This is a genomic window from Methylomonas stagni (genome assembly GCF_050154735.1).
In the GTDB taxonomy this organism is placed as follows: domain Bacteria; phylum Pseudomonadota; class Gammaproteobacteria; order Methylococcales; family Methylomonadaceae; genus Methylomonas; species Methylomonas koyamae_A.
Genome location: NZ_CP189557.1, coordinates 1,934,293 through 1,960,421 on the forward strand (window position 1 = coordinate 1,934,293; position 26,129 = coordinate 1,960,421).

Here is a 26,129-nt window from a genome sequence, read left to right on the forward strand (position 1 = left end):
TAAATAATAAGAACAAACTCTTCGCCAATTTCAAGAGAGGTATTCCATGAGCAATAAAAATATCGTGCTGTGCTCGGACGGCACTGGCAACAAAGGCGGGTATGGTAGCGACAGCAACGTGTACAAAACCTATAAGGCCGTGGACGTCACCAGCGGCAAGGCTCATCAATTCACGTTTTACGACCAAGGGGTCGGCACCGACAAGAGCGACACCAGCAAAAACAAATACTGGACCGCGATGTCCGGCGCATTCGGTTTCGGTTTTCAAAAAAACGTGCTCCATCTGTACCACTTCCTGGCCAGATGCTACGTACCCGGCGACAACATCTTTTTATTCGGTTTCAGCCGCGGCGCGGCGACCGTGCGCGCCTTTGCCGGATTTTTAAACGCTTGCGGCTTGATCGATCCCAAACACTTCTTAAAGACCGACGGCTCGATCGATTCCGCGGTGCTATCGGGCTTGGTCAAGCAAGCCATGACCTGCTACGGCACCGGTAATCCGAACCAACACCAGCAGTTCAAAAAACAATTCGCGTTCCAAGATCCAAACCACGCACCCGACGGCAACCTGAAGATCCATTTCGTCGGCGTTTGGGATACCGTGTCGGCGTTGGGCTTTCCCAAGGACTTCAGCGTTCTGCTGCAAGGCTTCGGTCGAAGCATGGACTGGTTAACCGATCATAGCCCGTGGTGGAAGCATAGCTTTTACGATTACAAACTGAATAACGCCATCCAAAACGCCTATCACGCGATCGCCATCGACGACGATCGGGAAACCTTTCATCCCTTGGTTTGGGACGAGCGCGACTACGACCATTACGTCGAGCAAGTCTGGTTTGCCGGAGTGCATTCCAACGTCGGCGGCGGCTACCCGCGCACCGGCATGTCCGACGTGGCCTTGGTCTGGATGCTGGAAAAAGCCATGGCCCACGGCTTGGTTATCTACGACGACGTGTTGGCAAGCTATCGGGACGGCGCCAACATTTACGACAAACTCTACGATTCGCGCGACGGCTTGGCGATGTATTACCGCTACGGACCGCGCAATTTGGCCGAGTTATCCAAAGATTCCAAAACCGGCAAGTGGCTGCTTAAAAACGACGCCGACATTGCCATTCACCGCAGTGCGTTCCGAAAAATCCTGGAAGTCAGCGAGGCCTATGCACCCGATGGCCTGCCGCCTAAATTCAATGTGGTAGACCACAAGTTCGACGCAAACAATCCGCCTGCGGCGGCGGCCTCCAAGGTGGTACTGACCGTGGATACCTCGGCAAAATCCGCCGCTTGGCAGCAACTTAGCGCCGAGGCCGACGCCGTCATTAACGCCAGAAAACACTTGTACGTCTGGTTCTCGGAACTGACGATGGCGATCATCCTAGCGTCGTGGTTTATGTGGGTCTATCCGCCCGATTCGGTAACCAACCTGACCAGCGGCGGCTTCAGCGGCTCGATTTCGGATTTGCTGCGTTATCTGACACCGGTATTCTTCGAAAACTTTATCCGCTACGTGGTGGAAGTCCACGGCTGGATTTCTCTGCTGATGCTCGGCACGTTGGCGGCGCTGTATTACCGGCGCAATTCCTTGCTCAATAAACTGGATCAAACCTGCCAGGACATGGCGACCTTGATAAAACTCGTCCTCACGGCGCAAAAAAACAGCGCTCAACCGTGAAGTCCCAGCCAAGAATACTCGTACGGAGGTGACCCATGATAGATGCCAACCTAATCAAATCCGCGCTGCCGCAATGTAAGTCGCCCGATATCTGGGCGGCGGCGTTGAACCCGGCGATGGAGCAATTTCAAATCAACAATCCCGGCCGCATCGCCTGCTTTCTGGCCCAGACCGGCCACGAATCCGGTCAATTCAACCGCTTGACGGAAGGCCTGTTCTACAAAACCGCCGCGCGGCTGGTAGCAGTGTGGCCCAAGCGCTTTCCGACCGAAGCCGTCGCCGCGCCCTATGTCGCCAACGAAGAAAAGCTAGCCAATTACATTTACGCCAACCGGATCGGCAACGGCCCGGAAAGCTCCGGCGACGGCTACCGGTTTCGCGGCCGGGGCTTGATTCAAATCACCGGCCGCAGCAATTACGCCGATGTCGGCAAGGCCTTGGGCGTGGATTTGCTCGCGCAACCGGAATTGTTGATCGAACCGAAATGGGCGGCTTTGAGCGCCGCCTACTTTTGGTTCGGTCACGGTTTAAATGCCTTGGCCGACGACCAAACCGACGACAACGACATCGAGGACTTCACCGCGATCACCAAGAAAATCAACGGCGGCACCGCCGGCTTGCAAGATCGCCTGGCGTTGTATCGGACCATCAAGCCGTTGGTGCAATAGGCGAAAAATTGCATGGCGCGTGGCTCGCCCACTCGGCGAGCCGGGCTGTTCGATGCCTTCGGCGGCAAACCCCGGTCGGCATCGCAGCCATGAGCCGGTGGACCGAGCGAAACCAAAATCCGCTTCGGCTTCGCTCAGCGAACGGTTGGTGAGGTTAAATCTCGGTTTTCACCCAGTCTCGGCCAACACTTGTTACATCAGCGACTATAGGCGGCTTCCATCTCGATCGAGGGCTTCCGGCGGAGCATATGCTTGCAGCCTCCGCTAAAGCGCCTCCCACCATGGATTTAAGCGACGGCGCCCACCAACGCGGGTTTAATCGAAACAGGTCTGGGAGCGCCTGTAACGCACGCGCCGGAGTGCAAACCTAGGTTTGCAACTCCAGTTTGCCGGAGAAGCACCTACTTTCGGCGCTTATAGCAGGTGCAATCAAAGGTGTCCGGCGCCGGAATTGCGACAAAAGAGTCTCGGCAACATGCACCCTAGGCAACAGCCAGACCAGGGAAAGCGCCTGTAAGGCTCGCTCCGGAGTGCAAACCTAGGTTTGCGACTCCAGCTTGGTGGTGGCGCTTCCCGATGAGCCGCGACTCTGACCGGCGCACCAATTTAAATGTGAGCCACCTAACAGTTTTTGATATTGCTTCTATACTCGATCCGCGCGGAATCGGGACGTGGCGCGGTTGATGACACAAGGTGCAAGCGCGCCGGAACGGACACGGCAACGGCCTGAACGGTTGCCGAACATAAAAATGACTCACGCCAATGAGGACAAACCATGGACCACTCAAACATCAACGCTTCACGACTGCTACCCTGGCTGCTGGCCCTGTCCACCGGCCTGATCGCCGGCTGTGCCGATGCGCCGAAGGCGCCACTGACCACGTTAGGCCAATTGCCGGCGTTCGAGAAAATCAAGGACAAACTAGAGGCCTTGAACCTGACGCTGCCCAAGCCGGAATTCAATATCGACGCCGCCCGCTTCGTGGGCTGCATGGCGCCGTTGACGTCGCGCCTCGAACCCGGCTTGGCCAAGGTACTCGGCGAAGTTGAAGACAAAACCGACGAACTCAAAACCAAACTCGACACACTGGGCGGCTTGGACGACCGCAATCTGCTGGGCAAGCAATCGCTGATAGCCGATCTGCTGGACAAGCTGACGACCTCGCCGCACCTGGAAGGCCCGGCCGGTCTGGCCCAAAAAATCAAGGACGATCTGGCCGAACATCGCAAACACTTTAAACAGCGGGTCAATACAGAAAAGGAATTTCTGAAAGCCGACACCCGGCAAGCCCTGAAGCTCGAAGAAGAATATCTAAAGGCCTATTTTAAAAAAGGCGGCGCGCAACTGGTTTCGCAAATCATCCAAGACCCCGCCGAGCAAACCGAATTGCAGCGGCAAGCCGCGTCGCTGTTGAAGCTGAAAGCCGACGACCCCAAGCTGGAGCAAGTGCTGGTTTTGTTCGACAAGCAACTCGGCAAAGCCGCGAGCAAACTGGCCAAAAAAGTCCCGGCTTCGTCGGTCGCGACGGCACCCAATACGGCTTTCCGGGCATCGTCGAAACCGGCACACACGTCAGCATCGACCACAGCCAAGTCGCCGCCGACACCTTGCGCATCGCCCTGGAAGCCGTCCGCGACCATTACGCGCCGTTACCGGTTCTGCCGAATACCAACGCCGCCGCCAGCTTGACCGATTACGTCATTGATTTCAGCAAACCGGTGCACTGGGTTTACGACCGCCGCGCCGGTACATCCGCCGACGTCAGCATCGACGAAGCCGGCTTCCAAGAAATCGAGGCCCATGCCCGTAAAGCCGAAGCCAGTGTGGCCGGCGCGGTCGGCAAGGCCATTCGCGGCGGGTCCTGGGGCGCGTTGAACAACGAAGCGGTCGCCAAACTGGTGGAAACCGCCGCCGGCGTCGTCGCCCGCCACGTCACCGAGCGCGCCCAATGGTGCGTAAAAGCCCAAGCCGGAGAAGCCCATGCCACGACGCCATAACGCCTGCACTGCCCACAAGCTGGGTTTGGCCCTGATTCCATTCATCATTACCGGATGCACGACGATGCCGACAAATTATTCGCTAGAAGCCTATCAACAACTCCGAGACAGCGGCCTGCCGCCGGTAAGGCCGGCCTGGGGCGGCTTCGACGCCACCGAAGCCGCTTCGTTGCTGGAGCTTTGCATAGAACTGAACAACCAGGACGACCGCAACAATCCCAATTTGCCCGACCCCAACCATCAATACCAAGCCAAGCCGGCCGGCTGGCAACTGGCCTACGACAGCCGCCAGCCCGGCAACACCGAATGGAACCGGATCTGGCCGTGGGACGGGCACGGCGACAACCCCAACGACATCAAGACCAACGGTCTGAAACCGTTGAACAACGCTTGGCTGTTGGCGCAATCGACCAGCGATCCCGGCCATATCGCGATTGCGATACGCGGCACGGTCGGCGAACGGCGCAGCATCTTGGCGGACGCTTACGCGACGACCATCCCCGCCTACGCCGGCGTCGAGTACCCCGAGAATAAACCACTACCCATCGTGTTCGCCGCCACCCCGGACGCCGAAGTTCACCTGGGTTTCGGTTACGCCGCGTTTTCGCTGTTGTTCGATCCCGAGCGAGGTATCCTGACGCAACTACAACAGCGACTGGCGCAACAAGCGATTACCAAAATCACGGTGACCGGCCACAGTCAGGGCGCGGCGGTCGCCACGCTGATTCACGCCTTTTTGTATTACGCCACCAACGACGAGCGCAATCCCTACCAACTGGCGTTCACTGCCAAGCCGGCACTGAAATCCTATCTGTTTGCCCAGCCCAAGCCCGGCAATCTGCAGTTTGCCCAGGATTTCGCCCGTATCGCCGCCGAAACCGCTTATGTCATCAACAACGACAGAGACCCGGTCCCGCAAGTGCCTCTCAGTCTGGAAACTGTCTCGGAAGTCGCCGAATTCGTCGAAGAAGACAACGTCAGCGTCGGCGGGCCGCTGGACCATGTCATCGATGCCGTCACCAGCGCCAAAAACGCCATCCGCGGATCGATAGCCGAAGTGTTTACCGGCCACCTGGCCGACGATTTCGAGGAAACCGGCATCGCCGCCTCCGTTGAGCGCTACTTTGGCGATACCGCGATCGAGCTGCCGGATCTAAAACCCAAGTCGCTGAACTACACGCTGGCTGGCCAACTGATCCCGGTGTTCGGCCTGACCAAGGGCGGCGATTGTTACACCATCGGCGACCGCCCGGACATCCTGTTGCAACACCACGCCACCAGCTACCGCAAATTGATAGCGATGCAGTTGTTGGGCAAGCGCGACGACTGTGCCGGCGGGCACTGAGGCCAGGAAAGCCGGTCTGCCCGGTAACGCATTGTTTTAATTCCTCACCCTGCCCTCTCCCGCGAGGAGAGGGTTGTATTTTGACTAATACGACAGCCTCGGAGGGGCGAGGGAACAATAAACCGAAACTCGAAGCCAACGACCACCACCCGACATTGAATCACGGAGCCTCAACCATGTCCGACACCGCCAAAGCCCTGCAACAAGCCGTCGCCCCCGCCGCCCATCCGATCATCTATGTGCGCGGCTATGCGATGTCCGAATCCGAACGCGACGAAACCGCCGCCGATCCGTTTTGCGGTTTCAACGCCGGCTCCACCGTGGTCCGCGCCGGTACTGGCGATAAAGATACCAAGGCCCGGAAATTCATTTTCGAATCGCCGGTGGTCCGCTTGATTTCGGATTTTGGTTACGCCGACGTCTACGACGAAGGCTTGGACATCATGGACCGGGACTGGCCGAAAGACAAAACCATCCCCTACCGCTCGGTAGTGGTGTACCGCTACTACGACGACGGCTCCAGCCTGCTGGGTAGCGGTAAATCCTCGCCGATCGAAACCTATGCCGAGGGCCTGGGGAAACTGATCCAGCGCGTCCGAGACCTGGCGCGCGACGAAGCCGGCCAAGCGATCGCGGACACCGACTTCAAATGCTATTTGGTTGCCCACTCGATGGGCGGTCTGGTGTGCCGGGCCTTCTTGCAGAATCCGGCGCTGGGCGATGCCCAAACCCGCGCCTGGGTGGATAAAGTCTTCACCTACGCTACCCCGCACAACGGCATCGAACTGGCCGGCGTCAACGTACCCGACTGGTTGAAAACGGCGGACATGAACAATTTCAGCCGTCCGCGCATGGCCGAATATCTCAATCTCGACAAGGATAGCGAGTACCTGGCTGAAGAACGCGTCGATCTGCTCCGGCACTTTCCGCCGGACCGCTTTTTCTGCATGGTCGGCAGCAACCGCGCCGATTACAACGTCGCCGCCGGCTTGTCGCGGATGTTTTCCGGCCACGGCAGCGACGGCCTGGTCAAGGTCGCCAACGCGGTGTTGACCGGTCAAGACCGCGCCGGCCAAACCTTGCCCTGCCCCAAGGCCTACACCTACCGCTCGCATTCCGGCTATTTCGGCATCGTCAATTCCGAGGAAGCGTTTCAAAACCTCACCCGCTTCCTGTTCGGCAATCTGCGGGTCGATATCTGGTTCGACGTCGCCGGCGTCACGCTGCCCGAATCCTTGCAAGGTCAGGCGGATAAAGTCGAGGCCGACTACTACTTCGAACTGCAAGCCGCCCCGCGTAAAATGCGCGGCCTGCTGACCCGCCGCACCGCCGAGGAGGATTCGGCGGCAATTCGCGGCCACCGCGAGATCGTCAAACACCAGAAACGTAGCGTGTATCTGTCTAGCGTGTTCCTGGCCAACTGGGCCAAGGTCGATCAAACCGACAACACGCTGACCTATGCCGTCACACTGGGCATCGGCGTGCAGGAATACCTGGTGGACGGCTGGCTGTTCGACTCCCACGTCGAAGGCGCCCGCCTGTTCAGCGACACCGCGATCATCGCCATCACTCCCGCCAAACAAATCGAATGGCACTGGAGCCAAGCCAAATCCAAACCGACCGACGTTCGGCTTATCACCCAAGACGAACACGAAGCTGTCGAGACCGGCGGCTCGCTGACCGTCGAAATCCCGATTCCCACCGTCGCCAAAAAAGCGCCGGGTATTACCGGGAAATTACGGTTTGTGGTTTCGGGGTGGCGGTGAAGAGAGGATTCCGGCCCATCGGTAACACCTCCTCCAGTTTTGCTTATGTCCAAAAATTGATATTAAACCGACATCGGGTTTGCGATTGATCCAAGGGTTACTTGCCATCGAAAAATTACCTCGTAAAGAGTAAGGTACTTTAAGCTTAAATTTACATTTCTTTGATACCGTTCAAGCACTTTCCAGCAAATTTATGCTTGGAAATGTGCTTGCGAGGTCAATGAAACATGAATATTCAAACTTCGAAATCTAGCACCGCCGACAGGGCAAAGTGGATCACAAATTGCTTCATCAATGCCTTCCTAATCTAATGTGAAGCTAAGAGATCAGGGCAATTGATAGGCTAAATACGGATTTAACGCCTGAAAATCAACGCTAGGAGAATTTATGAAAACAGGAATTTTATTTTCAATGGCAGTCGCGGTTGTTGCCATTAGTGATACCGCAACGGCAGCAGTGACAACGTTCTCAAACTACAACATAGTCTCTAATAATCCTTACCTACCCGTCAGCGCCAGATTCACCGATGCCACCGCCAATCAAACCATGGTCGTCAATGAATTAGCCAATATGCCGGTTGGCACTATTCATTCAGGTGACATCATCAATGGCATTACCTATGCCTTTAGTATTTTTAATCGTGCCAATCCTAACTTGCCAAACGATACGACGGGGCAGGTTGTCAACAATGCCTGGTCGGGTTTCAACCCTGTATTGACCCCTCCAGGCGACGGCACGGCATTCCAACCGGGCGGCTTAACTCAACGCAACGATTCCGTCACACTCACATTTTCAACCCCGATTAATTCATTCGGAGTCAGTGTAGTAATTGCCTTGAATTCAACCTTCAATATCAGCACTGATGTGGCCGGTGTTTCCGCTTCGACAAATGGCATAAATTCGTATGGAGATTTGACCGGCTCGAACCAACGCGCATTTCTGGGCTTGGTTTCGGACACCCCCTTTTCCAGCGTAACTTTGACCGGAGGTAATAGATACATGGGCGGCACCGTGAAGGCATGGTCGGGTTGGGATGTGTCTCGCATCACTTACGGTGTGATGCCGGTTCCCGCGCCCGCAGCGTGGTTGCTTTTGTTAAGCGGCTTAGCCTGGGGTGGTGTTGTGCGCCGTTTTAGCCCGCGTAGCCGGTAGGCGTTCCGCCAAACCGACGCGAAAGCCGGCCAATTCAACCGTCATTCGCAATCGAAGCCGGCATCCGGCGAAACCATGTTGTGTTCCGCCTTATGCGTTGACGTGCACGTAATCAATATGCCGGACATAGTCCAATTCGTCGATGACGGTATGTTCCCAATAGCGTCTTTGCCAAACACCGCGCTCGCGACGTTTACGGCGCGTGGCCGATAGACGTTCGGTGCGCGGCAATCCTTTGGCAAACAACAATTTCATCAAGCGCAAACGCACGGGAAAATCGTCGGTATCGGGCGGCAAGGTCATATGGTCCGGAAGCACCACCCAGGCGTCGATATGAAACGGATACCGCCTTTTGACCCTACGCACCGCGTCGCGTAGCAAATCGATGTGATCGGTTAACAACGTCCGTTGGCGTTCCAGCAAGTTCACCGTGAAGAAATAGCAGCCGCCTGCCACAAAATTCCGTCGATAGTTCGGCACGCCCCCTCCCAAAATCAATCCATGAAGTGCACCGCCATGCAACGCCATGGGAATGGCGTAGGGCGGATTCGGAGCGCAGCGACAATCCGCCAAACACCCCGCCCACGACCCAAAAATCATCGCAATAGGACAGGCTATCGTCGTAGGGAAGCAATCGATGGTGGATTGCCTATCGGCGAATCCACCTTACGCCCAGAAAAAATGACCCGCCATACGGCCGTTGGCTCGTTATGATAATGACCGCCGCGCGGTCAAGCCCGGCGTTCCAACACGGCGCGTGGGAACGAGGGGAAACCCGCTCCTAACGTTTCATCCTGCCTGTCCACATTGTCGAAACGTTCAGGACGGGGTGCAAACCCCGTCCCGCTCAGGTTCACCGTGAAGAAATAGCAGCCGCCTGCCACAAAATTCCGTCGATAGTTCGGCACGCCCCCTCCCAAAATCAATCCATGAAGTGCACCGCCATGCAACTCCATGGGAATGGCGTAGGGCGGATTCGGAGCGCAGCGACAATCCGCCAAAACCCAAGCCAACCGCATAGCAAGGGCGCGAGCAAATTAAAAGCCATCAAAATGGTGGATTGCTTCGCGAATCCACCTTACGACACGTCACCGCGCGATTTATCCGCTGTACGGCCGTATCCGCCATACGGCCATTCCGGGGCGTCGTAGGCATAGTCGGTGACGTGGGGCGCTGGGTCGTCGGCGTGCGTGCCCTACTTGGCTTATAGCCGATAGTTCACACAAACGGCAAAATCCTCACGAAATTGTTTAACATCAAAATTTGGGAATTTTTCATGATGGCATTCTAAAACCTCAGTTGATTCATATAGAAGTTTTGCCAAGTAATTTTGTGCATCTTCTAAGGTCATTTGAGAAAATTTGTCGAAATCCGGCTTAATATCGTAGGAGGCGGCATTTCTTATTGTGACCCGTTTATTCGTAAATAAATCTTTATAAGATGATTCCTTTTCATATTTAAATAGCCGAACGGGATGAAGCCTTTCAGAGCCAGGCCCTGTAAGAACAAGACCTATCGCCAAGTCTTTTAAATCTTCCCCGTAGTCTTTATCAGAAAAATATTCTTTTATTTTTGAATAAAATTCCCTAATTAAGTGAGCATAGTTTTCTAACGATGCATCTCTTTCAATAGCCAATCCAACATTCATCTTAAAATCACCTAAATATCTTATTCCCGGGCGGCAATTCGCCATTTTCAATCGCATAACTGTATATTTTCAATTTCTCTTGAATTAACGCAGTAACTTTGCTGCCACGGAACTCAGGAACATACTCCAATCCAGCTTTAGCTAACTGCTTTGCAGGATATCTACTTTCTGGATTAGATGTTTGTCCATATTTCCAAACATCACCAGCATTTAAATATACGGTGCCTCCACGAACGTTGGGATAACTACCCGAAAAGACAGCTCGTAGCGAATATTGCTCTGTATCCGGCCCTGTTGGACGTTGCGTAATCTTCTCTACTTCCTTCGCCATTTTATCCATTAACGCCGAATTATTCATTGCAGCGTTATATACGCCATAAGCCGCTACACCTCCCGCAAGCAGATAATCACCAGGCCCACTTGTGGGTGATCTAGCAATTGCCCCCGCAATAGCAAGCGCCGAACCTGAACCGGCAATCCCGCCTGCTTTCGTTGAACTTAATCCCGATGGTGCATTCACGCTAACAACCTGACCACTCCCCGGATACGACGGCGCAGTCCAAATACTCGGCACCGACTTCATCAACCCCAACGGATCACTAAAACTAATCGGATTATTCCCCACATACGCATAAGGATTAATCCCATCGGCAAAGCCCGCCGGGTCGCGTTGGCCGAAGCGGCCGAGGCTGGGGTCGTAGCTTCTGGCGCGGTAGTGGATCAGACCCGTTGCGTCCGGTTCGCGGCCGGCGTAGCCGTAGCGGGGAATCGTGCCGGTTTTGTTGATCGTCTGGCCGAAGGCGTCGTATCGCGCACTGGCGGTCACGGCGCCCGCGGCGTTGCTGGTGGCGACCACCGAACCCAAGCCGTCGGCATGGTAGTAGGCGTTGCCGCTGGGCGTGTTTCTCAATAGCGGCTGGTCGAGGCCGGCGTAGGCGTAGTGGGCCTGGGCGGCGTTCCAGTTGGCGCCGTATTCGCTGAGGATGTCCCGACCGCTGTAGACGAAGCGGGTCGGGGTGCCGTTGCTGACGGTTTCGATGCGCCGGCCCTGGTGGTCGTAGCGGTAGCTTTCGGCGAGGCCGGCACCGCTGGCGGAGGCCAGGCGGTCCAGCGCGTCGTAGGCCAGGGTGAGATTGACGCCGCCGCTGCGTTGGGTTTGGTTGCCGGCGTTGTCGTAGCTATAGCTGGTCAGCAACGTGCCGGTGTCGCTACCGCTGCGAACTTGGGTCAGCTGCTGGGCGGTGTCGTACAGGTAACGACGGACGCTGCTGTCCTGGGCGGTACGCTGGCGGCGGTTGCCGTAGGCGTCGTAGGCGTAGGCTTCGACCTGCGTCAGGGTGGTACCGTTTTGAGTGGAGACGGTGCGTAGCCGGTCCAGGGTATCGTACTGGTAGCGGTAGTCGGTGACCGTGCCGGCGATAGTTTCCAGGTGGCTATTGCGCCGGCCCAGGCTGTCGTAGCCGTACTGGTGGCGGCTGACGGGGTTGTCGCCGGCGGTGCGGTTGATGAGTTCTTGGAGGTTGCCGTCAGCGCTATAACGGTAAAGACTACGGTAGCCGTTGGCCATGGCGGTTTCCTGGAGCCGGCCGCCGGCGTCGAACAGGAAATCGATGCGCTCGCCGGCACTTTGGATGGCGCTGAGGCGGCCGACGGCGTCGTAGAGGTAGTCTTGCCGCCCGCCTTCGTTGTCTTCCAGGCTGTCGAGCAAGCCGCCGGGGCTGTGGCGATAGGTAATGGTCTTGCCGCCGCGGCTGTCGGTGACCGATGCCAGACGCTGCGCGTTGTCGTAGCTGTAGTCGTAGCTGACTTCGGGGGCGTCGACGCCGGTGACTTGGCCGAGTTCGTCGTAGCGGTAGTCGGTGACGTGGGGCGCGGGGTCGGTGGCGTTGAGCTTGGCGGTTTGCCGGGTCAACAGGCCGTTGCGGCTATGGTCATACTCCCATTCGACGATATGGCCGTTGGCGGACTCGCGGCGGACGGGCTGGCCGTGGGCGTCGTAGACCCAGCGGGTGGTGTGGCCGAGAGCGTCGGTTTGTTCGATAACCCGGCCGAAGTCGTCGTAGGCGTAGATGGCCTGATCGGTCAGGGTTTCGACGCCGGTGGCGCTGCGATAGCCGGCGCGGATTTTTTGGACATCGCCCAGGGCGGTGTATTGGGTTTCGGTGACCTGGCGAATACCGGCCAACCCTAAGGCATCGTGGACGGGGCCGACGGTTTTAACCGGGCGGCCCAGGGCGTCGTAGTCGGTCAGGGTTTCGCGGCCGCCGTTATCGACGCTACGGGTGACATTGCCGTTATGGTCGTAGTAAAAGTCGGTGTAACGGCGATCGGGGGTGGTGAGGCGTCGCAGACGGCCGTTACCGGTTTTATCGTAATAAGCGTATTGGGTGACAAGGCCGTTGGGGTCGGTGGTTTTCACCGGGCGGCCGGCTTGGTCGTATTCGGTGGCGACGGCGTTGCCTTGGGCGTCGAAGGCGCGGGTCGGCCGATTCGCGGCGTCGTATTCGAAACCGACACTGTAGCCGTCGGGGTTGGTGATTTTGACCACGTTGCCGGTGGCGTCGTAGACGGTGCGGGTGGCGTTGCCGGCCGTGTCGCGCTGGGTGATGGGCCGGTCGAGGTTGTCGTATTCGGCGACTTGTTGTTGCAGCAGGCGGTAATTGCCCTGGGCATCGAAGCCGGCCAGGCTGGTGCCGATTAAGTATATTGCACCGCGTGGCCGAGGGCGTCGCGGCGCCGGGTTTCGCTGAGCGGGTTGGCGGTATCCTGGTACTCGTAGACCAGCCGCGAACCGTCGCCTTGCAATTGCTGCAGCGGCTGGCCGTATTCGTTGAATAAATGGGTCTGGCTATTCCCGCGCTCATCCACGGTGGTGGTTTCCCGGCGGAATTTGTTGTAGCGGAAGGTGTAGCTATGGCCCTGGCTGTCGGTGCGGCGGAAGGTCTTGCCGTTGGCGTAATACTCGAACTGCATGACGTTGCCGTTCGGCCGATCACGCGCACCATGCCTGCCGTCTGGCCGGGGGACTTGGAAATGGAACATCAGTCCGCAGGCGCATTGGCGATAGTGTTATTCGTTGAGTGATTTTTGCTTCTAAACCACTTCCTTGGACGCCCCTGGGGTTATGGCGTATTTGCATTCGGCAATGGATTATTCGTAAACTCTATGACGTTGTTATTAGAGCTATGCCCGATTAGCAAAATGTAATCGGACGAATTTATCGCCTTCTTTCCTCCAAATGGATTTCGTTGTTCGGAGTTGATTGGATTTTTCACTTTCAAGAGCCGCTTTCAGCAGCTCGCCTGTTCCGACGAGCCAGCCACTACCACTTACTGAGGAGACCGATCATGCAAACGCAATCGCTTAAACAGGAAGCCTTGGAGTCCCTGCGACATCTGCCCGACGATGCCGACATCGACGAAATCATGCATCGCCTCTACGTGATCGACAAACTGCGCAAGAGCCGCGAGACCGTCGAAAAAGGCGAGGTCATCAGCCACGAGGAACTGAAACGCGAGATCGAGCAGTGGTGATCGTATGGTCAAAACCAGCCCGCGAAGACTTGCGTCTGATCCACCAGTATATTGCCCACGATTCCAAACACTGCGCCGCCCGCGTGGTACAGGACATCACCGAGAAAATCGAAGTGCTGCGGGAGTTGCCCAAATTAGGCCGGATGGTGCCGGAAATCGGCGAAGAGAATGTGCGGGAAATCGGTTTGTATTCCTATATGAATTGATCGGCGACACGATCTACATCCACGGCGTCATTCATAGACGGCGACATTTCAAGCCGGAGGATTTACAGCGGTAACGGCTGAACCGCGATGCGTTCCGCCACGCCTGACCTCACCATAAAATCGATCCACGGTACGGCCGTGGCGTTCCAGCAAGTTCATCGTGAAGAAATAGCAGCCGCCTGCCACAAAATTCCGTCGATAGTTCGGCACAACCCCTCCCAAAATCAATCCACGAAGTGCACCGCCATGCAAAACTCCATGGGAATGGCGTGGGGCGGATTCGGAGCGCAGCGACAATCCGCCAAAACCCAAGCCAACCGCATAGCAAGGGCGCAAGCAAATTAAAAGCCATCAATGGTGGATTGCTTCGCGAATCCACCTTACGACACGTCACCGCGCGATTTATCCGCTGTACCGCCGTGCGAACCCTTGCTTATTCGAGCGTCATCGCGATTCAGCGGCGTCACCCGGCAACCTTCAATCGTAATTTGGCTATCAAATTCAACAACTACATGACCTGCGGCGTAATGCTCCTTTCTACCCGCCGAAATTCACCACAACGTTGAGTTGAATCGACATATTTCCCCGGTTTTAGCGAATTTTTAGTTCCGCGACAAAACAAGTCGGAAATGTTGCGTTCCTGCTCCCCCATCGGCCGACAAAGGCCATTCAAATACCTAAAACCCTTGCCGGCCCCACGATTAAATACCCCCCACACAGAGGATATTTAACAAACAACACCTTGTGTAAGCTAGAGCACACTGAGTTACGGCGCTTGCCTTAAAGCCGCCGCTACTACGTTTTTAATAAGCGTGTTCGAACATTAGACAAGCTGTGTACAGCTCTGTTAGCAGCCGGACTTGCTCGCGAACAAACGACCTTTCATATCGAATGACAGTTTTTAATCCTGGACTAGTTAGAACGGTCCGGGCGGCATAGGGCATTACCCCCTATTTTTTTGAAGGAGGAGTCATGATTTACTTCCATCCAAGGTTTATCCCGCTCTACGTTAGAGTGTGGCCGCTACCTGTTAATTCAGTCTGTCCAACCGATCGACCTGAAGAAGTCCTGGTGAAAGGAAATAATTTCCGGTTGAGCAAGCTTAAATTCGGCGGGACGAGCGTCATAAAAATGTTTACCTCGAGAACGAAGAGGCCAAATCCCTGGCGTGCCGCCGCAGTAACGCTCTTGGCGATTGGTACACTCGCAAACTGGCAGCAAACCCGCGCCGACCAAGCCCTCGACATGAACGAGTGCCTGAGGCTATCCGGCGGCTCGGTAACGTTGTCTCGGCCTAGCGTAGTCTGGGGAGAGTCCGTAGAAGTCTCATGGATGGCCAATCTTTCGAGCTATTGTGTCGGAATGGGCGTAACCCTCCAGATTCAAGCCGACGGCCAACTGCAGGCTAACACTGCATCGTACACGAGTACTCAAGGCCACGTCAGTGTGACTCCGGCTGCGACTACCACGGTCGCGTTGGTTGCCGTAAACGGCGCCGGCTCGCGTACCTTGGCTTCGCTTCCGTTAGCGGTCGAACCATGGAACCCCGAGCCATTACCCGACGACAGCGAATTGCGCCCAACCATTACCTTGCTCGGCAACGATCCGGTTTCACGGCGCCTGTTTGTGCGGGCCCTACGGACACCGAACGAAACCGTGATTATCAAGGGCGACATGGACCTGAGCGGTCTGGATGGCGTTTATGTCGCCCCAGGCGTACAGATAATCGGCGATCGTAGCGTCCGGGATGCGGGCCCCCGTCTGTACACCAGGACGTTTCCTTCCGAACTGCTGCACGTCGGCGACGAGGCCCACGGTCCAAGTGACGGTGTGCGCATCACCGGCATCCGTCTCGATGGCGGAATGAGCGACGACCCGTTCACAGCCGTAGGCAAGCCCGAGGCTACCGCGATAGTTGTCCGTTCCAGCCGAAACGTCGAGATCGATCACAACGAAATCGACCACTGGCGGGGCAAAGGTATCAGCATCCGCGACCCCGACAACCGCATCGCCCAGGACAATGCCGACACGGTGCGGGTAAACGACAATTACATTCATCATAATCAGCACCCCAACGGCAATATGTGTCTGATCGACGGAGGCAGTCATGCGGCCGGCTATGGCGTGGAAGTGTCTTACGGCGCCTACGCGCTGATCGACTCTAACGTATTCGATTGGAACCGCCACGCCATCGCCGGCGACGGCCGTGACGGTTCGGGCTATAAGGCTTATCGCAATCTAGTCCTTCAGCACGGCGGCGTCCACTTCCATTGCGTGAATGTCTGGGACATTGTTTTTGGCGTGCTAACCTTCCCGCTTAACGAACTCGGTGTGGTGGACGACGACCATATTTACCATACACACCAGATCGATATGCACGGCAGGGGCGACAACGGCTTCGGCAGCTTGGCGGGCGAATGGATGGACATCCAGTTCAACACCATCCTTTACACGGCCGGCACCGGTATCAAGCTGCGCGGTACGCCAGCTCTTGCATCCGAGTCGCCAAGCTCCTTCTCGGTTGGAATGGACGTGAAACATAACGTGTTCGCGCATCAAGACCAATGGGAGTGGATCAATGGAGGCGTATCGCCGGGTGCGATGAGCCAGGAGGAAACGGGACTGCAGGCGGCGGACAACCTATACGGGCTCAACACGTTCGACGCACGTAAACGTTGCGATTTCGACGCCGACGGCCAGGACGACGACTTCATAGCCACCGGCGTGGCTTGGTGGTATCGCTCGACGCGGCTTGGCGGTCGCTGGGTGTTTTTGGAACAGTCGCCAAGCCGCTTAGCCGATGTCACGCTAGAGGACGCCGACGGCGACGGTCGCTGCGATGTACTGACGAGCGGAGCGGTGCACAGTGCCGGTGGCGATGGCAGCCGCCCCCTCATACAATCACCAGGCGATGTCACGACTATCGCAGGGACGCCGGTAAACCAAACGTTGACGGCGGACGGCGGGACTGCGCCCTATTCCTGGGTGGTGTCGGGCCTCCCCGGCGGCCTCTACGCAACATCCGACGGGCGGATATTGGGTACGCCGTCCGACTACTCGATAACGTCTTCGAAGATCACCGCGATGGTCACCTCAGCCAACCATCAATCCGACACCATCACCTTCACCTGGACCGTCGGCTCCAATGTTCCCAACGTCACGGGCTTATCCGAAGATGCCGCGCGTAGGACAATATCGGATTCCGGTTTACGCGTGGGCAATGTGTCGCGCGAGGTCAACTTCACATCAGTGGGTTCGGTGATAGCCCAAAGTCTGGCAAGCGGAAGCACGGTGGCAACAAGAACGCCGATCGACATCACCGTGTCCCTAGGTGCCGTCACCGTACCCAATGTACGTTCGTGGGATGCTTCCTCGGCCATGGATGCCATCAATGCCGCCGGCCTCGCTTCCGGCGAAATCACCTACGTAAACACCTGTCTCGATCCCGGTACGGTTCAAAGTACAAGCCCATCCAGCGGTGCGGTCGTAGCGCCGGGTACGGCGGTAAAATTATCGGTATCGACCTGTACCGGCACCGGTGGCGGCCGCGGGGGTGGTGGCAATCCGCGTCAGCCATTGTAGTAAGACCCCATCACGCCGACAGTTCCGTGCGCCGGATTCCGTAAGCCCAGTGCAACGCGGCCCGGTAGGCGTACGGAACGATTCGTATCGAGTCGGATAGAGCAAACGGCGGTATTTCGCCTATTTCGACGTTCCGAGGGGATCGCGCGACGCCTGATACGCCAAATCCGCCGCCGTTACCGCTCACTTACCGAACCGACTCGCGCTCTTCGGCCCCCGCCGAGCTCAACAAGCCACCGGCCGGCTCGGCTTGGTCGGTTTCGGCGTCCTTGACCGCCCTGCGGAAGCCTTTGATCGCATCGCCCAAATCGGCGCCGACGGTTTTCAAATGCTTGGTGCCGAACACCAAGACCACGATGGCCAACACCACCAATAAATGCGGTACGCTCAAACCCATGTTTCACCTCAATTAATAAAATTCGATAGCCGGGTCTGGGCCAAACGGCTGAACCCCAATCACAAAACCCCGCTCGCGCGGTTACGTCATCAGCCGGCTCAATCGGCCGCTTCGGTTGCCAGGGTCGCGCCGCGACTCGGCGCCGTATTGCCGCTCGGCGCTGCCGCGTTGGCCCGGCGCTTCTTCGGCGCAAAGGTTTTCACCAAACGCTTCCAACCGATCACCAGCGAGCTGGCCCCCAGCATTAAGCCGAATCCGACCCAGGTCAGCATCCAGATGTCCCACAACGGCCGGTAATACAGCCAGCCGAAATCCCAATGATGCAAACCGGAATACAGCCAGCGGAACACCCGGCGACTTTGGTCCAGCTTGGCCAGCAATTGGCCGTCCTGCGGATCGAGATAAACCCGGCTGCCGGCTGCATCGTCCAGTTCGGCCAGCACCACCGGCAGCGGTTTTTCGACCAAGCCTTGATGGTGGCGCGGGTAGTAATAACTGTCGTAGTCGTCCAATATTTTGACTGCCGCGACCTTGGTGTCACCCGCCAAGCGCTGGACCGCATCGCCGATCGCGTTTTCGCTGAAACGCGGGCCGGCCCCGCTGGGCGTCAGCGGCAAACGCAAGCCGTCGCGGCCTTGCGCCAACAAGACCGTTTCGCCGCCCAGACGCCGCCAGTTCAGCTCGACCACCTCAATACCGTTACCGGCCAGCCGCAACGGCGCCGGTCGCCAGTCCAACATTGTCGCCGGCACTTCGGCGCCCAGGTAGCGCTTTAACTCCGCCTTGCTGTATTCACCGTTGGAAAAGATTTTGCCGGGATTGGTATCGACAAATCCGCTCAGCGCCCAGCTCAGGGCCACGGTTCCGCCGATCAAACCGGTCCAAAAGTGCCATTTGAACCAGAATTCGCGGTAAGGCTGGGTTCGGCCTTGCGAATAGGTCGGCTTGCCGCCAAAACCTGGCCGCCAGCGCAACCAGCCGATAATCAAACCGGTGATGCAGGCGATCGTGGCGCCGGCACCAGACCACAGCTGTACATCATGACGAATATCGCCCAGCCCCAGCAAATCCAGCGGTTTGAATAAATGTATCCAGTTGCCGGCCCAAAACAGGCCGCGCTGCCAGCGGCTGGAGGCGTGCAGCACCTCGCCGGTCCGCGCCGAAATCAACAACTCGTCGCCCTCGTTGCTGGCGATGCGGTGAAACGGCCGCAAAGTGTCGCGGTTACGCAAGATCGCCGGTGCCTCGACGCTTTCCAGATAAATCAGCTCGGCCGGATTGCGGCCCTCGGCCACAAACCAGTTTTGCGCGATTCGCAACGCTTGGGTTCGATCGGTTTCCCGCAATCCGCCGTCAACGGCCGACAAGGCGTAACGCAAACCCTGAGTATCCTCGACCAGCCATACCGGCTCGCCAACGCTACGCAGCAACCGGGCATCGGCCAGCGCCGGCTCGCCGGCGGGTTTGCCGGGCGCGGCCTCGCCGCCGGCCGGCTTGGCTTTGCGCTGTTCGGCGGCGGCCTTGCGTTGCTCCGCACTGTGTTGCCAGACTTCTCCTAGACTAAGCCAGCCGGTTTCGGGCTGAAGCACTTCGGCGTGCGCCAACTGTTGAGCGCGGCTTTGCGCGGTCGGCGTCGAATACATAATCACTAGTCCGGTCGCAAACCAGACGAACATGAACAACGCCAGGACCACGCCCAGCCAGCGGTGGGTTTCGTATAGCAACCAGTTCAACGATTTCTTCATTTCCATCTCCTTGTCTTAGCGAATAATCGCGGCAGTACTCAATCTTTACAAAGTCGCCAAATAGGCCGCCAGCCCGTCGATTTCGTCGTCGCTCAATGCGCCGGCAATCCGGTTCATCACCCCGTCCGGGCTATTGCGGCGGTCGCCGGACTTCCAATTGCGCAATTGCGAACGCAGATAAATCAAGCGTTGGCCGCCGAGCAGCGGATAGGCGATGCCGTCGGCGACTCGGCCCTTCCCGGCCGGACCGTGGCAACTGAAGCAGGCCGGAACCTTGCGACTGTCGTCGCCTTGTTCGACCAGTATCTTAACCGCCGATCGCTCGCCGTTCAGAGTGCCGGCCGGCGCCGGGCGCCCGGAAAAATACGCAGCGATATCTACGATGTCGGCCGGCGCCAAATCGGCCGCCATCACCGTCATCGTCTCGTGTTGCCTGGCGCCGGATTGAAAATCCCGCAGCTGTTTGACCAGGTAATCCGCCGGTTGGCCGGCGTGGTTGGGAATCTTGTCGGCGACGCTGATACCCTCGCTGCCGTGGCATTCCTGACAGCGCTCGGTCTCGGAAGTCAGCCGGCCGACAGCAGCGTCGCCGGCCCGCTCGGCCGAAACCTGCGGCACGGCGGTCAACAGAGCCATCGCGCCGAGCGCCAGCCAACGTCGGCCCAAACGGCGGCGCCGACGAATCGCGGTTTTCGCGGTAAATTCCCGTGGCCTTCGCGCCGCGCTCACTGGGCGGCGTGGCGCTGGCCGGCCAAGCGCTCGACGGTGGCCAGCGCTTGCGCGACGTTTTCTTCGGGTTTCAAACCACCCAGGGTCGCGGCAATCTTGCCGTCCGGCGTCACGACGAAAGTGGTGCGCTCGGCGAAACCGTGATCGATAGCCTGACCGCGACTGTCGGTCTTGCCGGGTTGCGGATCGCGCACCGCCAAATCGTAGGCCTTCGAAATCGCGCCGCCGGCATCTGACGCCACCGGAAACTTGCCGGCGCAGAAATTGGGGTCGGCGGAAAATTCGTTGAGACGCTCGATGCTGTCCAGCGACACGCCAACAATGGTCGCGCCGGCGGCGGCGAATTTGTCGTGGTTCACCGCGAAGCTGTGCGCCTGGATATTGCAGCCGCCGGTATAGGCGGATGGATAAAAATAAACGACGACCGGACCTTTCTTTAAAGCGTCGCCCAGCGAGTAGGCGAACGCCTTGCCGGCTTGCGATGCCTGGGTCTCGATCGCCGGAGCCGGATGGCCTTCCGGCAGGGCGGCCTGGGCCGGCGCGGACAGCCAAGCCAAGGCCAGGCCGGTCAAAAAACGGGTTTCATAGTGGATTTCCGGTCAAAGTGGTTTGTACTTGTCGTGGCAGGCGCCACGGCATTGTTTGGAAAAGTCGTTGGCGGCGCTAGCGGCGCTGTTCAAATCGCCGACGCCCAACGCGTGTTGGATCGATACCGCCTTGTTTTGGTAATCCTGGGCGTCGGCCACCGCATCGGCGGCATCGCCGCGCTTGGCGAAATAGCCTTCCACCAGTTTAAAAGCCTCTTGCAATTGTTTGGTTTCGGCGCTGGCGGTGGCGGTATCCTGCGCTGAAATGTTGTTCTGCACGTTCTGGATCTTGGTTTCGACGTCCTTCATCAATTCTTCGAAGTCGAATTCGGCTTCGGCGAGCGCGGCTCCCGGCGCCAAGATCCAGGTCCAGGCCAGTAACCGCAAGGTCTTGCGTATCATGCTAAAAATTCCCCCTTTAAAAAATCCCTGCCGCCCGAACCAGCCGCCGCATGTCCCACACCGGACCCGCGGCATCGATCGGCTGGCGTGGCAGCGAACTACGGCGGCGTCCCTAGGCGATCAGCTCCTTAATCACCTTGCCGTAAACCACGGTCGGCCTTTCGGATCGACCTTGATATTTGTAAATCAGCTTCAAGTGGTCCAAACCGAGCTGGTTAAGTACCGTGGCGTGCAGGTCGTAGGTATCGACTTCGGTGCCCTTGATCGCTTGCACGCCCAGATCGTCGGTGCCGCCGTGGGTGTAACCGGCTTTAACGCCGCCGCCCGCCATCCATTGGGTATAACCCCAGGGATTGTGGTCGCGGCCGTCGCCGGATTCGCTCCACGGCGTGCGGCCGAATTCGGAGGTCCACACCACCAGGGTTTCGTCCAACATGCCCTTGGCTTTCAAATCCTTCAACAGACCGGCGATCGGTTTGTCGATGATTTTGCTGTGCTTGCCATGGTTGTCTTCGATGTTTTGATGCGCGTCCCAGTCGCGGCTGTCGCCTTTGATGTCGGTCGGACCGGACACCACTTGAATGAAGCGCACCCCGCGCTCGGCCAAACGTCTGGCGCGCAGCAGCAATTCGCCGTAAGGTTTGGTGATGTCCTCGTCCAGGCCGTACAGCTTTTTGGTGGCTTCGGATTCCTTGCTGAAATCGACGGCTTCCGGCGCGGTTTCCTGCATCCGGTAGGCCAAATCGTAAGATTCGGTGCGGGCTTGCAGCTCGGTATCGGTCGGGTAGCGGCCGGCATGGGCTTCGTTCAAACGTTTCAACAAATCCAGGGCCTTGCGTTTTTCGGTATCCACGACGTATTGCGGATTGTTCAAATGCAGAATCGGCGAGTTGCCCGGCCGGAACGGCGTGCCTTGGTAAACCGCCGGCAGGAAGCCGGACTCCCAGTTGGTAACGCCGCCGCGCGGCTCGCGCTTGTCGTTGTACAACACCACGTAAGCCGGCAGGTTGGGGTTGTTGGAACCCAACGCATATTGAATCCAGGCGCCCAAGGTCGGCCGGCCCGGATTCAGACCGCCGGTATTCATTTTCATGATAGAAATATCGTGGGTCGCGCCGATGGTCACGCTGGATTTGATGAAAGCCAGATCGTCGGCTTGCTCGGCCAGATGGGGCAACCAGTCGGAGAACCAGGCGCCGCTTTGGCCGTGTTGCTTCCAGGTGCGCTTGGTCGCGATCAGTTTGGTAATACCGCCCTGGGTGCTGGTCTTGATGCCTTTCAAGTACGAAGCCGGTATGCCGGTGCCGGCCAGTTTCACCAACTCCGGTTTGTAGTCGTACAAATCCAGCGTACTGGGTGCGCCGGCCATGTGCAGCCAGATCACGGTTTTGGCTTTCGCCGGGAAATGCGGCGCTTTCGGCGCCAGCGGGTTGCCGCCGGTCAGCGCGTTCAAAGCGGCGTCTTCGGCCAAGGCGCTGGCAATAACGCCGCCGCCCGGCAAAAAGGCGCTAACGGCCAAGCCGCCAAGGCCGTAACCGGTTTTTACTAAAAAATCACGTCGCGATTTGTTATTCATGGGTAAACCTCTTAAATTTAGTTGTCGGCAATTGCTTGATCGGGGCACCACAGGCGCCCCCAGGCTTGCACTGATCGTTAGAACCGGTAGATGAATTCGTTGGAATTGGCGACCACGTGTACCAAATCCACGAAGGCGGCAGCCCGCACCGGGTCGCCGATCGGTTTATCCTTGACGCCGGCCGGCACGTTGACTTCGAATTTACCGTTGGCGGCCTTGGCGCGAATCACGCCCTCCTGTTCGTTCAAGAAGGCCTGCAACTCCTCTTTCTCCTGGTCGTTCGGCTGGCGGGCAAACAGGATTTGGTAGAGTCGGGCAATCCGTTCTTCCTCGCTCTCGCCGGCCTCGTTGATGACCCGGCCGGCCAGCGATTTGGACCAGTCGAAGATCAATTCGCTGTTGTACAGCGTCAAGGCTTGCAACGGCGTGGTGGTCACCTCGCGCTTGCTGTGGGCTTCCTGCGGCGACGCCATGTTGAACGAATCCAGAATCGGATACGGAATGCTGCGGCGGGTGAACACGTACAAGCTGCGGCGGTTATGGTCCTTCTCGTCCTTCGAAGTCCGCCACATTTTGTCGTTGAAATTGGCGTTGTTGACCCCGTAGTTGGTGTTGATCGCCGACGGCAACGGCGGATATACGCTGGGACCGCCGACCTTGTCCTCCAGCTTGCCGGAAGCGACCAATAGCGAATCCCGGACTTGTTCGGCTTCCAGACGCTGTCTGGGGAATACCGCCAGCAACTGGTTTTCGGCATCGGCCTGATGCACGTCTTCGCGGTAATCGGACGACTGCCGGTAGACGCTGGACAACAGAATCTCGCGGTGCAGTTTCTTGACGCTCCAACCGTCCTTGACGAATTTGTCGGCCAGATAATCCAGCAGTTCAGGGTTGATCGGCTTTTCGCCGGCCTTGCCGAAATCGCTGACGGTGGCGACGATACCCTTGCCGAAATACTGATCCCAAATCCGGTTCACGTAAACGCGAGCCGTCAGCGGATTGCTGGCGCTGGTGATCCACTTGACCAAGGCCGAACGACGGCCGGACGAGAACGGCAACGGTTTGATGTCCGGTTTTTCGTCGGTAATCGCCGCCGGGAACGCCGGCTGCACCTCTTCCAATGGTTTCTCATGGTCGCCGACCGCAAATACGAAGCTAGGCGGCGCATCCGGATGGCCCAGCTCGGTCATCGCCGAAATTTCATTCGAGAACGTCGCCGGTTTCAAATCGTCGAATTTACGCAATTCCTTGTTCAGCTTCTCCAATTCGGCCCATTGCTCGGCAATCTTCGGATCGCGGGTTTTAGCGTCGGTACTTTCGCCTTTTTCCTGGAAGTAGGATTGCATGCTGGCTTCGTTGGTGACGTTAGCCAAGCGATGATTGACCCAGCGGTCCTGGGCGGTCCATTTTTCCTTGGGTTTGAAAATCGCCTCGCGCGAGTCGGTCAGATAACGTTCCTTGTGATACTTGAGCGCCTCTTCCCGATGGGTATCGATAATGGCTTTTTGCTTGGCGCGGATGTCCTTGGTGGCTTCCTGCCACTTGGCGTATTGCTGGTCGTAGGCCACTTCGATCGGGCCTTTCTTGGCCGGAATGTTGTCCACCGGGGCCACGTTGGCGAAGAAGGACTGGAACGAGAAATAGTCTTTCTGACTGATCTTGTCGAACTTGTGGTTGTGGCAACGGGCGCATTCCAAGGTTTGGCCCAACACCACTTTCCCGACCGTATCGGTAATATCGGTGGTGATTTGGTATTTACGTTGCACCAAGTCGCGCGAGTTGGAGTTGTCCGGGAATTGCGCCATGAAGCCGGTCGCGATCAGAGCTTGTTCGTCGCCGGGCCACAATTCGTCGCCGGCCAACTGTTCCTGAATGAAGCGGCTGTAAGGCTTGTCCTGATTGAATGAATTGATTACGTAATCGCGATAGCGCCAGTTGTTCAACCGGTCGTTATCGTTCTGGAACCCGGTACTATCGGCGTAGCGCGCCAAGTCCAACCATTTGCGGCCCTGGCGTTCGCCGTATTTGGGTGAGGCCAGCAAGCGGTCGGCCAGCTTTTCGTAAGCGTTTTCGGATTCGTCGTTGACGAAGGCGTCCACGTCTTCCGGGCTGGGAATGATGCCCCACACGTCCAGCGTGGCTCGGCGAATAAAGGCGGCTCTATCGGTGTCCGGCGACGGGGTCAGGCCTTTTTCTTCCTGTTTGGCGAGGATGAAGGCATCGATAGGCGTCCTGACCCAATCCTGATGCCGGACCGCCGGGATTGCCGGTGACTTGACCGGTTGATACGACCATAATTTCGCCTTGCCTTGCGCCGCCGGCGCGGCATCGCCGGCGGATTTTTCATCGGCCCCACCGGCCTCGCCCACCATCGCCACGGACAAGGCCCAGGCGATTGCGATCGTTAATTTTTTCTTATTCATTTCACCACTCCAAAAACTCAAGCACCGGAACGCCCCGTGCGGAATAACGCGGATCGCCGCCACTCCGGCAATCCACGGTTACGATCAGTTAGTTTTAGGTTCCGGCGGCACGATCCTAACGATCTTGCCGCCTTCTTCTTCGTAATTCTGCGAACCGACCGCGCCGACCACTTTGAAACCTTTCGCGGCCAGCAAATCGGCAATCTTGCCGGCGCGGCCGGCGTGATTGGATACCGTGACGATAGACCTGTCCTTGGGAATGAAGGGCAGCGCCGCCTCGATACCATCGACCTGTACGTTCAGATAAACCGGAAACGAACCGATCTTGCTGATTTCGTCCGGGCGGCGGGTATCGATGAACAGCAATTCGCTCGGTTTAGCCAGTAAGGCATCGACTTGGGCGCGATTCAGCTTGGGGGTTTTATACTCGTAAGGCCTGGGCGCCTGCGCCGCAGGTTTGGCATCGGCGTGGACGTGCGCGTCTTTCTCGGCCGCCGATGCGATAGCCGGTGCAGCCAGCAACATCGCCAACAGCACGAATGAGAGGGGTCGTTTCATGATTGTGTTTTCTCGTTTCATTTTTCAACAAGCGTCGTTCGACGCATCAAGGGTTAATTCTCTAGTGATAGAGCAAGTAGTATGCCAATCGGAAATATCGAATCAAAAACAATTCAAGATACTGTTTATAAAAGACTTTTAA

General features: G+C 57.6%; 23 protein-coding genes. 11 read left to right on the forward strand and 12 right to left on the reverse strand.

All coding sequences use genetic code 11. From position 1 onward, the window contains the following. Positions 1 to 46: 46 nt before the first annotated feature. From ACP4CD_RS09030 to ACP4CD_RS09060, 7 genes are all read left to right on the forward strand, one after another. Positions 47 to 1,672 (forward strand): DUF2235 domain-containing protein, encoded by a 1,626-nt coding sequence (locus tag ACP4CD_RS09030; RefSeq protein WP_426994308.1) that lies wholly within the window; start codon positions 47 to 49, stop codon positions 1,670 to 1,672. Positions 1,673 to 1,707: 35 nt separating this feature from the next. Next, positions 1,708 to 2,340: a glycoside hydrolase family 19 protein gene (locus ACP4CD_RS09035; protein ID WP_426994309.1), complete on the forward strand. Its 633-nt coding sequence runs from the start codon at positions 1,708 to 1,710 to the stop codon at positions 2,338 to 2,340. A gap of 775 nt (positions 2,341 to 3,115) precedes the next feature. Further along, positions 3,116 to 4,030 (forward strand): hypothetical protein, encoded by a 915-nt coding sequence (locus ACP4CD_RS09040; RefSeq protein WP_426994310.1) that lies wholly within the window; start codon positions 3,116 to 3,118, stop codon positions 4,028 to 4,030. Next, positions 3,949 to 4,338: a hypothetical protein gene (locus ACP4CD_RS09045; RefSeq protein WP_426994311.1), complete on the forward strand. Its 390-nt coding sequence runs from the start codon at positions 3,949 to 3,951 to the stop codon at positions 4,336 to 4,338. The genes ACP4CD_RS09040 and ACP4CD_RS09045 overlap by 82 nt, the downstream gene beginning before the upstream one ends. Then, positions 4,322 to 5,683, forward strand: a complete 1,362-nt coding sequence (locus ACP4CD_RS09050; RefSeq protein ID WP_426994312.1) for a lipase family protein — start codon at positions 4,322 to 4,324, stop codon at positions 5,681 to 5,683. Before ACP4CD_RS09045 ends, ACP4CD_RS09050 begins: the two co-directional genes overlap by 17 nt. 176 nt (positions 5,684 to 5,859) lie before the next feature. Next, positions 5,860 to 7,449: an esterase/lipase family protein gene (locus ACP4CD_RS09055; RefSeq protein ID WP_426994313.1), complete on the forward strand. Its 1,590-nt coding sequence runs from the start codon at positions 5,860 to 5,862 to the stop codon at positions 7,447 to 7,449. Between the two features lie 387 nt (positions 7,450 to 7,836). After that, complete coding sequence (locus ACP4CD_RS09060; RefSeq protein WP_281022770.1) at positions 7,837 to 8,601, forward strand: hypothetical protein; 765 nt, start codon at positions 7,837 to 7,839, stop codon at positions 8,599 to 8,601. A gap of 90 nt (positions 8,602 to 8,691) precedes the next feature. On the opposite strand, the gene ACP4CD_RS09065 is transcribed toward ACP4CD_RS09060, so the two are convergent. The 3 genes from ACP4CD_RS09065 to ACP4CD_RS09075 all read right to left on the reverse strand — a co-directional run bounded on the left by ACP4CD_RS09065 (position 8,692) and on the right by ACP4CD_RS09075 (position 12,668). Continuing rightward, positions 8,692 to 9,201 (reverse strand): REP-associated tyrosine transposase, encoded by a 510-nt coding sequence (locus ACP4CD_RS09065; protein ID WP_426994314.1) that lies wholly within the window; start codon positions 9,199 to 9,201, stop codon positions 8,692 to 8,694. Between the two features lie 604 nt (positions 9,202 to 9,805). Further along, on the reverse strand, positions 9,806 to 10,249 hold the full coding sequence (locus ACP4CD_RS09070; RefSeq protein ID WP_426994315.1) for a hypothetical protein: 444 nt from the start codon (positions 10,247 to 10,249) through the stop codon (positions 9,806 to 9,808). A gap of 7 nt (positions 10,250 to 10,256) precedes the next feature. Beyond that, positions 10,257 to 12,668, reverse strand: coding sequence for an RHS repeat domain-containing protein (locus ACP4CD_RS09075; RefSeq protein ID WP_426994316.1), 2,412 nt, complete (start codon positions 12,666 to 12,668; stop codon positions 10,257 to 10,259). 12 nt (positions 12,669 to 12,680) lie between these two features. On the opposite strand from ACP4CD_RS09075, the gene ACP4CD_RS09080 reads away from it, so the two are divergent. Beyond that, on the forward strand, positions 12,681 to 12,950 hold the full coding sequence (locus ACP4CD_RS09080) for a hypothetical protein (RefSeq protein WP_426994317.1): 270 nt from the start codon (positions 12,681 to 12,683) through the stop codon (positions 12,948 to 12,950). Here the strand turns inward: ACP4CD_RS09080 and ACP4CD_RS09085 are convergent. After that, positions 12,947 to 13,222 (reverse strand): hypothetical protein, encoded by a 276-nt coding sequence (locus ACP4CD_RS09085; protein WP_426994318.1) that lies wholly within the window; start codon positions 13,220 to 13,222, stop codon positions 12,947 to 12,949. The two genes, ACP4CD_RS09080 and ACP4CD_RS09085, sit on opposite strands and share 4 nt — an antisense overlap. A gap of 374 nt (positions 13,223 to 13,596) precedes the next feature. Between ACP4CD_RS09085 and ACP4CD_RS09090 the strand changes: the two genes are divergently transcribed. The 3 genes from ACP4CD_RS09090 to ACP4CD_RS09100 all read left to right on the forward strand — a co-directional run bounded on the left by ACP4CD_RS09090 (position 13,597) and on the right by ACP4CD_RS09100 (position 17,570). Beyond that, the gene (locus tag ACP4CD_RS09090; protein ID WP_426994319.1) at positions 13,597 to 13,782 is read left to right on the forward strand and encodes a hypothetical protein; all 186 of its coding nucleotides are present in this window, start codon (positions 13,597 to 13,599) and stop codon (positions 13,780 to 13,782) included. Then, positions 13,779 to 13,988 carry a type II toxin-antitoxin system RelE/ParE family toxin gene (locus ACP4CD_RS09095; RefSeq protein WP_313728495.1) on the forward strand — a complete coding sequence of 70 codons (210 nt, stop codon included), beginning with the start codon at positions 13,779 to 13,781 and terminating at the stop codon, positions 13,986 to 13,988. The genes ACP4CD_RS09090 and ACP4CD_RS09095 overlap by 4 nt, the downstream gene beginning before the upstream one ends. 1,332 nt (positions 13,989 to 15,320) lie before the next feature. Further along, positions 15,321 to 17,570 (forward strand): PASTA domain-containing protein, encoded by a 2,250-nt coding sequence (locus ACP4CD_RS09100; protein WP_426994320.1) that lies wholly within the window; start codon positions 15,321 to 15,323, stop codon positions 17,568 to 17,570. Between the two features lie 187 nt (positions 17,571 to 17,757). On the opposite strand, the gene tatA is transcribed toward ACP4CD_RS09100, so the two are convergent. The 8 genes from tatA to ACP4CD_RS09140 form a co-directional block, all read right to left on the reverse strand. Next, positions 17,758 to 17,967, reverse strand: coding sequence for a twin-arginine translocase TatA/TatE family subunit (gene tatA / locus ACP4CD_RS09105; RefSeq protein WP_426994321.1), 210 nt, complete (start codon positions 17,965 to 17,967; stop codon positions 17,758 to 17,760). A 98-nt stretch (positions 17,968 to 18,065) separates the two neighbouring features. Beyond that, positions 18,066 to 19,712: a PepSY domain-containing protein gene (locus ACP4CD_RS09110; RefSeq protein WP_426994322.1), complete on the reverse strand. Its 1,647-nt coding sequence runs from the start codon at positions 19,710 to 19,712 to the stop codon at positions 18,066 to 18,068. Positions 19,713 to 19,757: 45 nt separating this feature from the next. Continuing rightward, complete coding sequence (locus ACP4CD_RS09115) at positions 19,758 to 20,378, reverse strand: c-type cytochrome (protein ID WP_426994323.1); 621 nt, start codon at positions 20,376 to 20,378, stop codon at positions 19,758 to 19,760. 59 nt (positions 20,379 to 20,437) lie between these two features. After that, positions 20,438 to 21,013 (reverse strand): peroxiredoxin, encoded by a 576-nt coding sequence (locus ACP4CD_RS09120; protein WP_426994324.1) that lies wholly within the window; start codon positions 21,011 to 21,013, stop codon positions 20,438 to 20,440. Positions 21,014 to 21,040: 27 nt separating this feature from the next. Then, positions 21,041 to 21,430 (reverse strand): hypothetical protein, encoded by a 390-nt coding sequence (locus ACP4CD_RS09125; protein WP_426994325.1) that lies wholly within the window; start codon positions 21,428 to 21,430, stop codon positions 21,041 to 21,043. 112 nt (positions 21,431 to 21,542) lie between these two features. After that, positions 21,543 to 23,006 (reverse strand): DUF1501 domain-containing protein, encoded by a 1,464-nt coding sequence (locus ACP4CD_RS09130; RefSeq protein WP_426994326.1) that lies wholly within the window; start codon positions 23,004 to 23,006, stop codon positions 21,543 to 21,545. 77 nt (positions 23,007 to 23,083) lie between these two features. Beyond that, entirely contained in the window at positions 23,084 to 25,429 is a 2,346-nt protein-coding gene (locus ACP4CD_RS09135) for a DUF1549 and DUF1553 domain-containing protein (RefSeq protein WP_426994327.1), read from the reverse strand. 84 nt (positions 25,430 to 25,513) lie between these two features. Next, on the reverse strand, positions 25,514 to 25,987 hold the full coding sequence (locus ACP4CD_RS09140; protein ID WP_426994328.1) for a rhodanese-like domain-containing protein: 474 nt from the start codon (positions 25,985 to 25,987) through the stop codon (positions 25,514 to 25,516). Positions 25,988 to 26,129 lie beyond the last annotated feature (142 nt).

What these genes read in the sequence shown, in the direction of transcription:
- ACP4CD_RS09085 (WP_426994318.1), bottom strand. Translation starts at nt 13,222, where the DNA reads ATGCAGTTCGAGTATTACGCCAACGGCAAGACCTTCCGCCGCACCGAC.
- ACP4CD_RS09135 (WP_426994327.1), bottom strand. Translation starts at nt 25,429, where the DNA reads ATGAATAAGAAAAAATTAACGATCGCAATCGCCTGGGCCTTGTCCGTG.
- ACP4CD_RS09040 (WP_426994310.1), top strand. Translation starts at nt 3,116, where the DNA reads ATGGACCACTCAAACATCAACGCTTCACGACTGCTACCCTGGCTGCTG.
- ACP4CD_RS09140 (WP_426994328.1), bottom strand. Translation starts at nt 25,987, where the DNA reads ATGAAACGACCCCTCTCATTCGTGCTGTTGGCGATGTTGCTGGCTGCA.
- ACP4CD_RS09125 (WP_426994325.1), bottom strand. Translation starts at nt 21,430, where the DNA reads ATGATACGCAAGACCTTGCGGTTACTGGCCTGGACCTGGATCTTGGCG.
- ACP4CD_RS09050 (WP_426994312.1), top strand. Translation starts at nt 4,322, where the DNA reads ATGCCACGACGCCATAACGCCTGCACTGCCCACAAGCTGGGTTTGGCC.
- ACP4CD_RS09030 (WP_426994308.1), top strand. Translation starts at nt 47, where the DNA reads ATGAGCAATAAAAATATCGTGCTGTGCTCGGACGGCACTGGCAACAAA.
- tatA (WP_426994321.1), bottom strand. Translation starts at nt 17,967, where the DNA reads ATGGGTTTGAGCGTACCGCATTTATTGGTGGTGTTGGCCATCGTGGTC.
- ACP4CD_RS09110 (WP_426994322.1), bottom strand. Translation starts at nt 19,712, where the DNA reads ATGAAGAAATCGTTGAACTGGTTGCTATACGAAACCCACCGCTGGCTG.
- ACP4CD_RS09100 (WP_426994320.1), top strand. Translation starts at nt 15,321, where the DNA reads ATGGCCAATCTTTCGAGCTATTGTGTCGGAATGGGCGTAACCCTCCAG.
- ACP4CD_RS09055 (WP_426994313.1), top strand. Translation starts at nt 5,860, where the DNA reads ATGTCCGACACCGCCAAAGCCCTGCAACAAGCCGTCGCCCCCGCCGCC.
- ACP4CD_RS09035 (WP_426994309.1), top strand. Translation starts at nt 1,708, where the DNA reads ATGATAGATGCCAACCTAATCAAATCCGCGCTGCCGCAATGTAAGTCG.
- ACP4CD_RS09070 (WP_426994315.1), bottom strand. Translation starts at nt 10,249, where the DNA reads ATGAATGTTGGATTGGCTATTGAAAGAGATGCATCGTTAGAAAACTAT.
- ACP4CD_RS09130 (WP_426994326.1), bottom strand. Translation starts at nt 23,006, where the DNA reads ATGAATAACAAATCGCGACGTGATTTTTTAGTAAAAACCGGTTACGGC.
- ACP4CD_RS09090 (WP_426994319.1), top strand. Translation starts at nt 13,597, where the DNA reads ATGCAAACGCAATCGCTTAAACAGGAAGCCTTGGAGTCCCTGCGACAT.
- ACP4CD_RS09065 (WP_426994314.1), bottom strand. Translation starts at nt 9,201, where the DNA reads ATGATTTTTGGGTCGTGGGCGGGGTGTTTGGCGGATTGTCGCTGCGCT.
- ACP4CD_RS09060 (WP_281022770.1), top strand. Translation starts at nt 7,837, where the DNA reads ATGAAAACAGGAATTTTATTTTCAATGGCAGTCGCGGTTGTTGCCATT.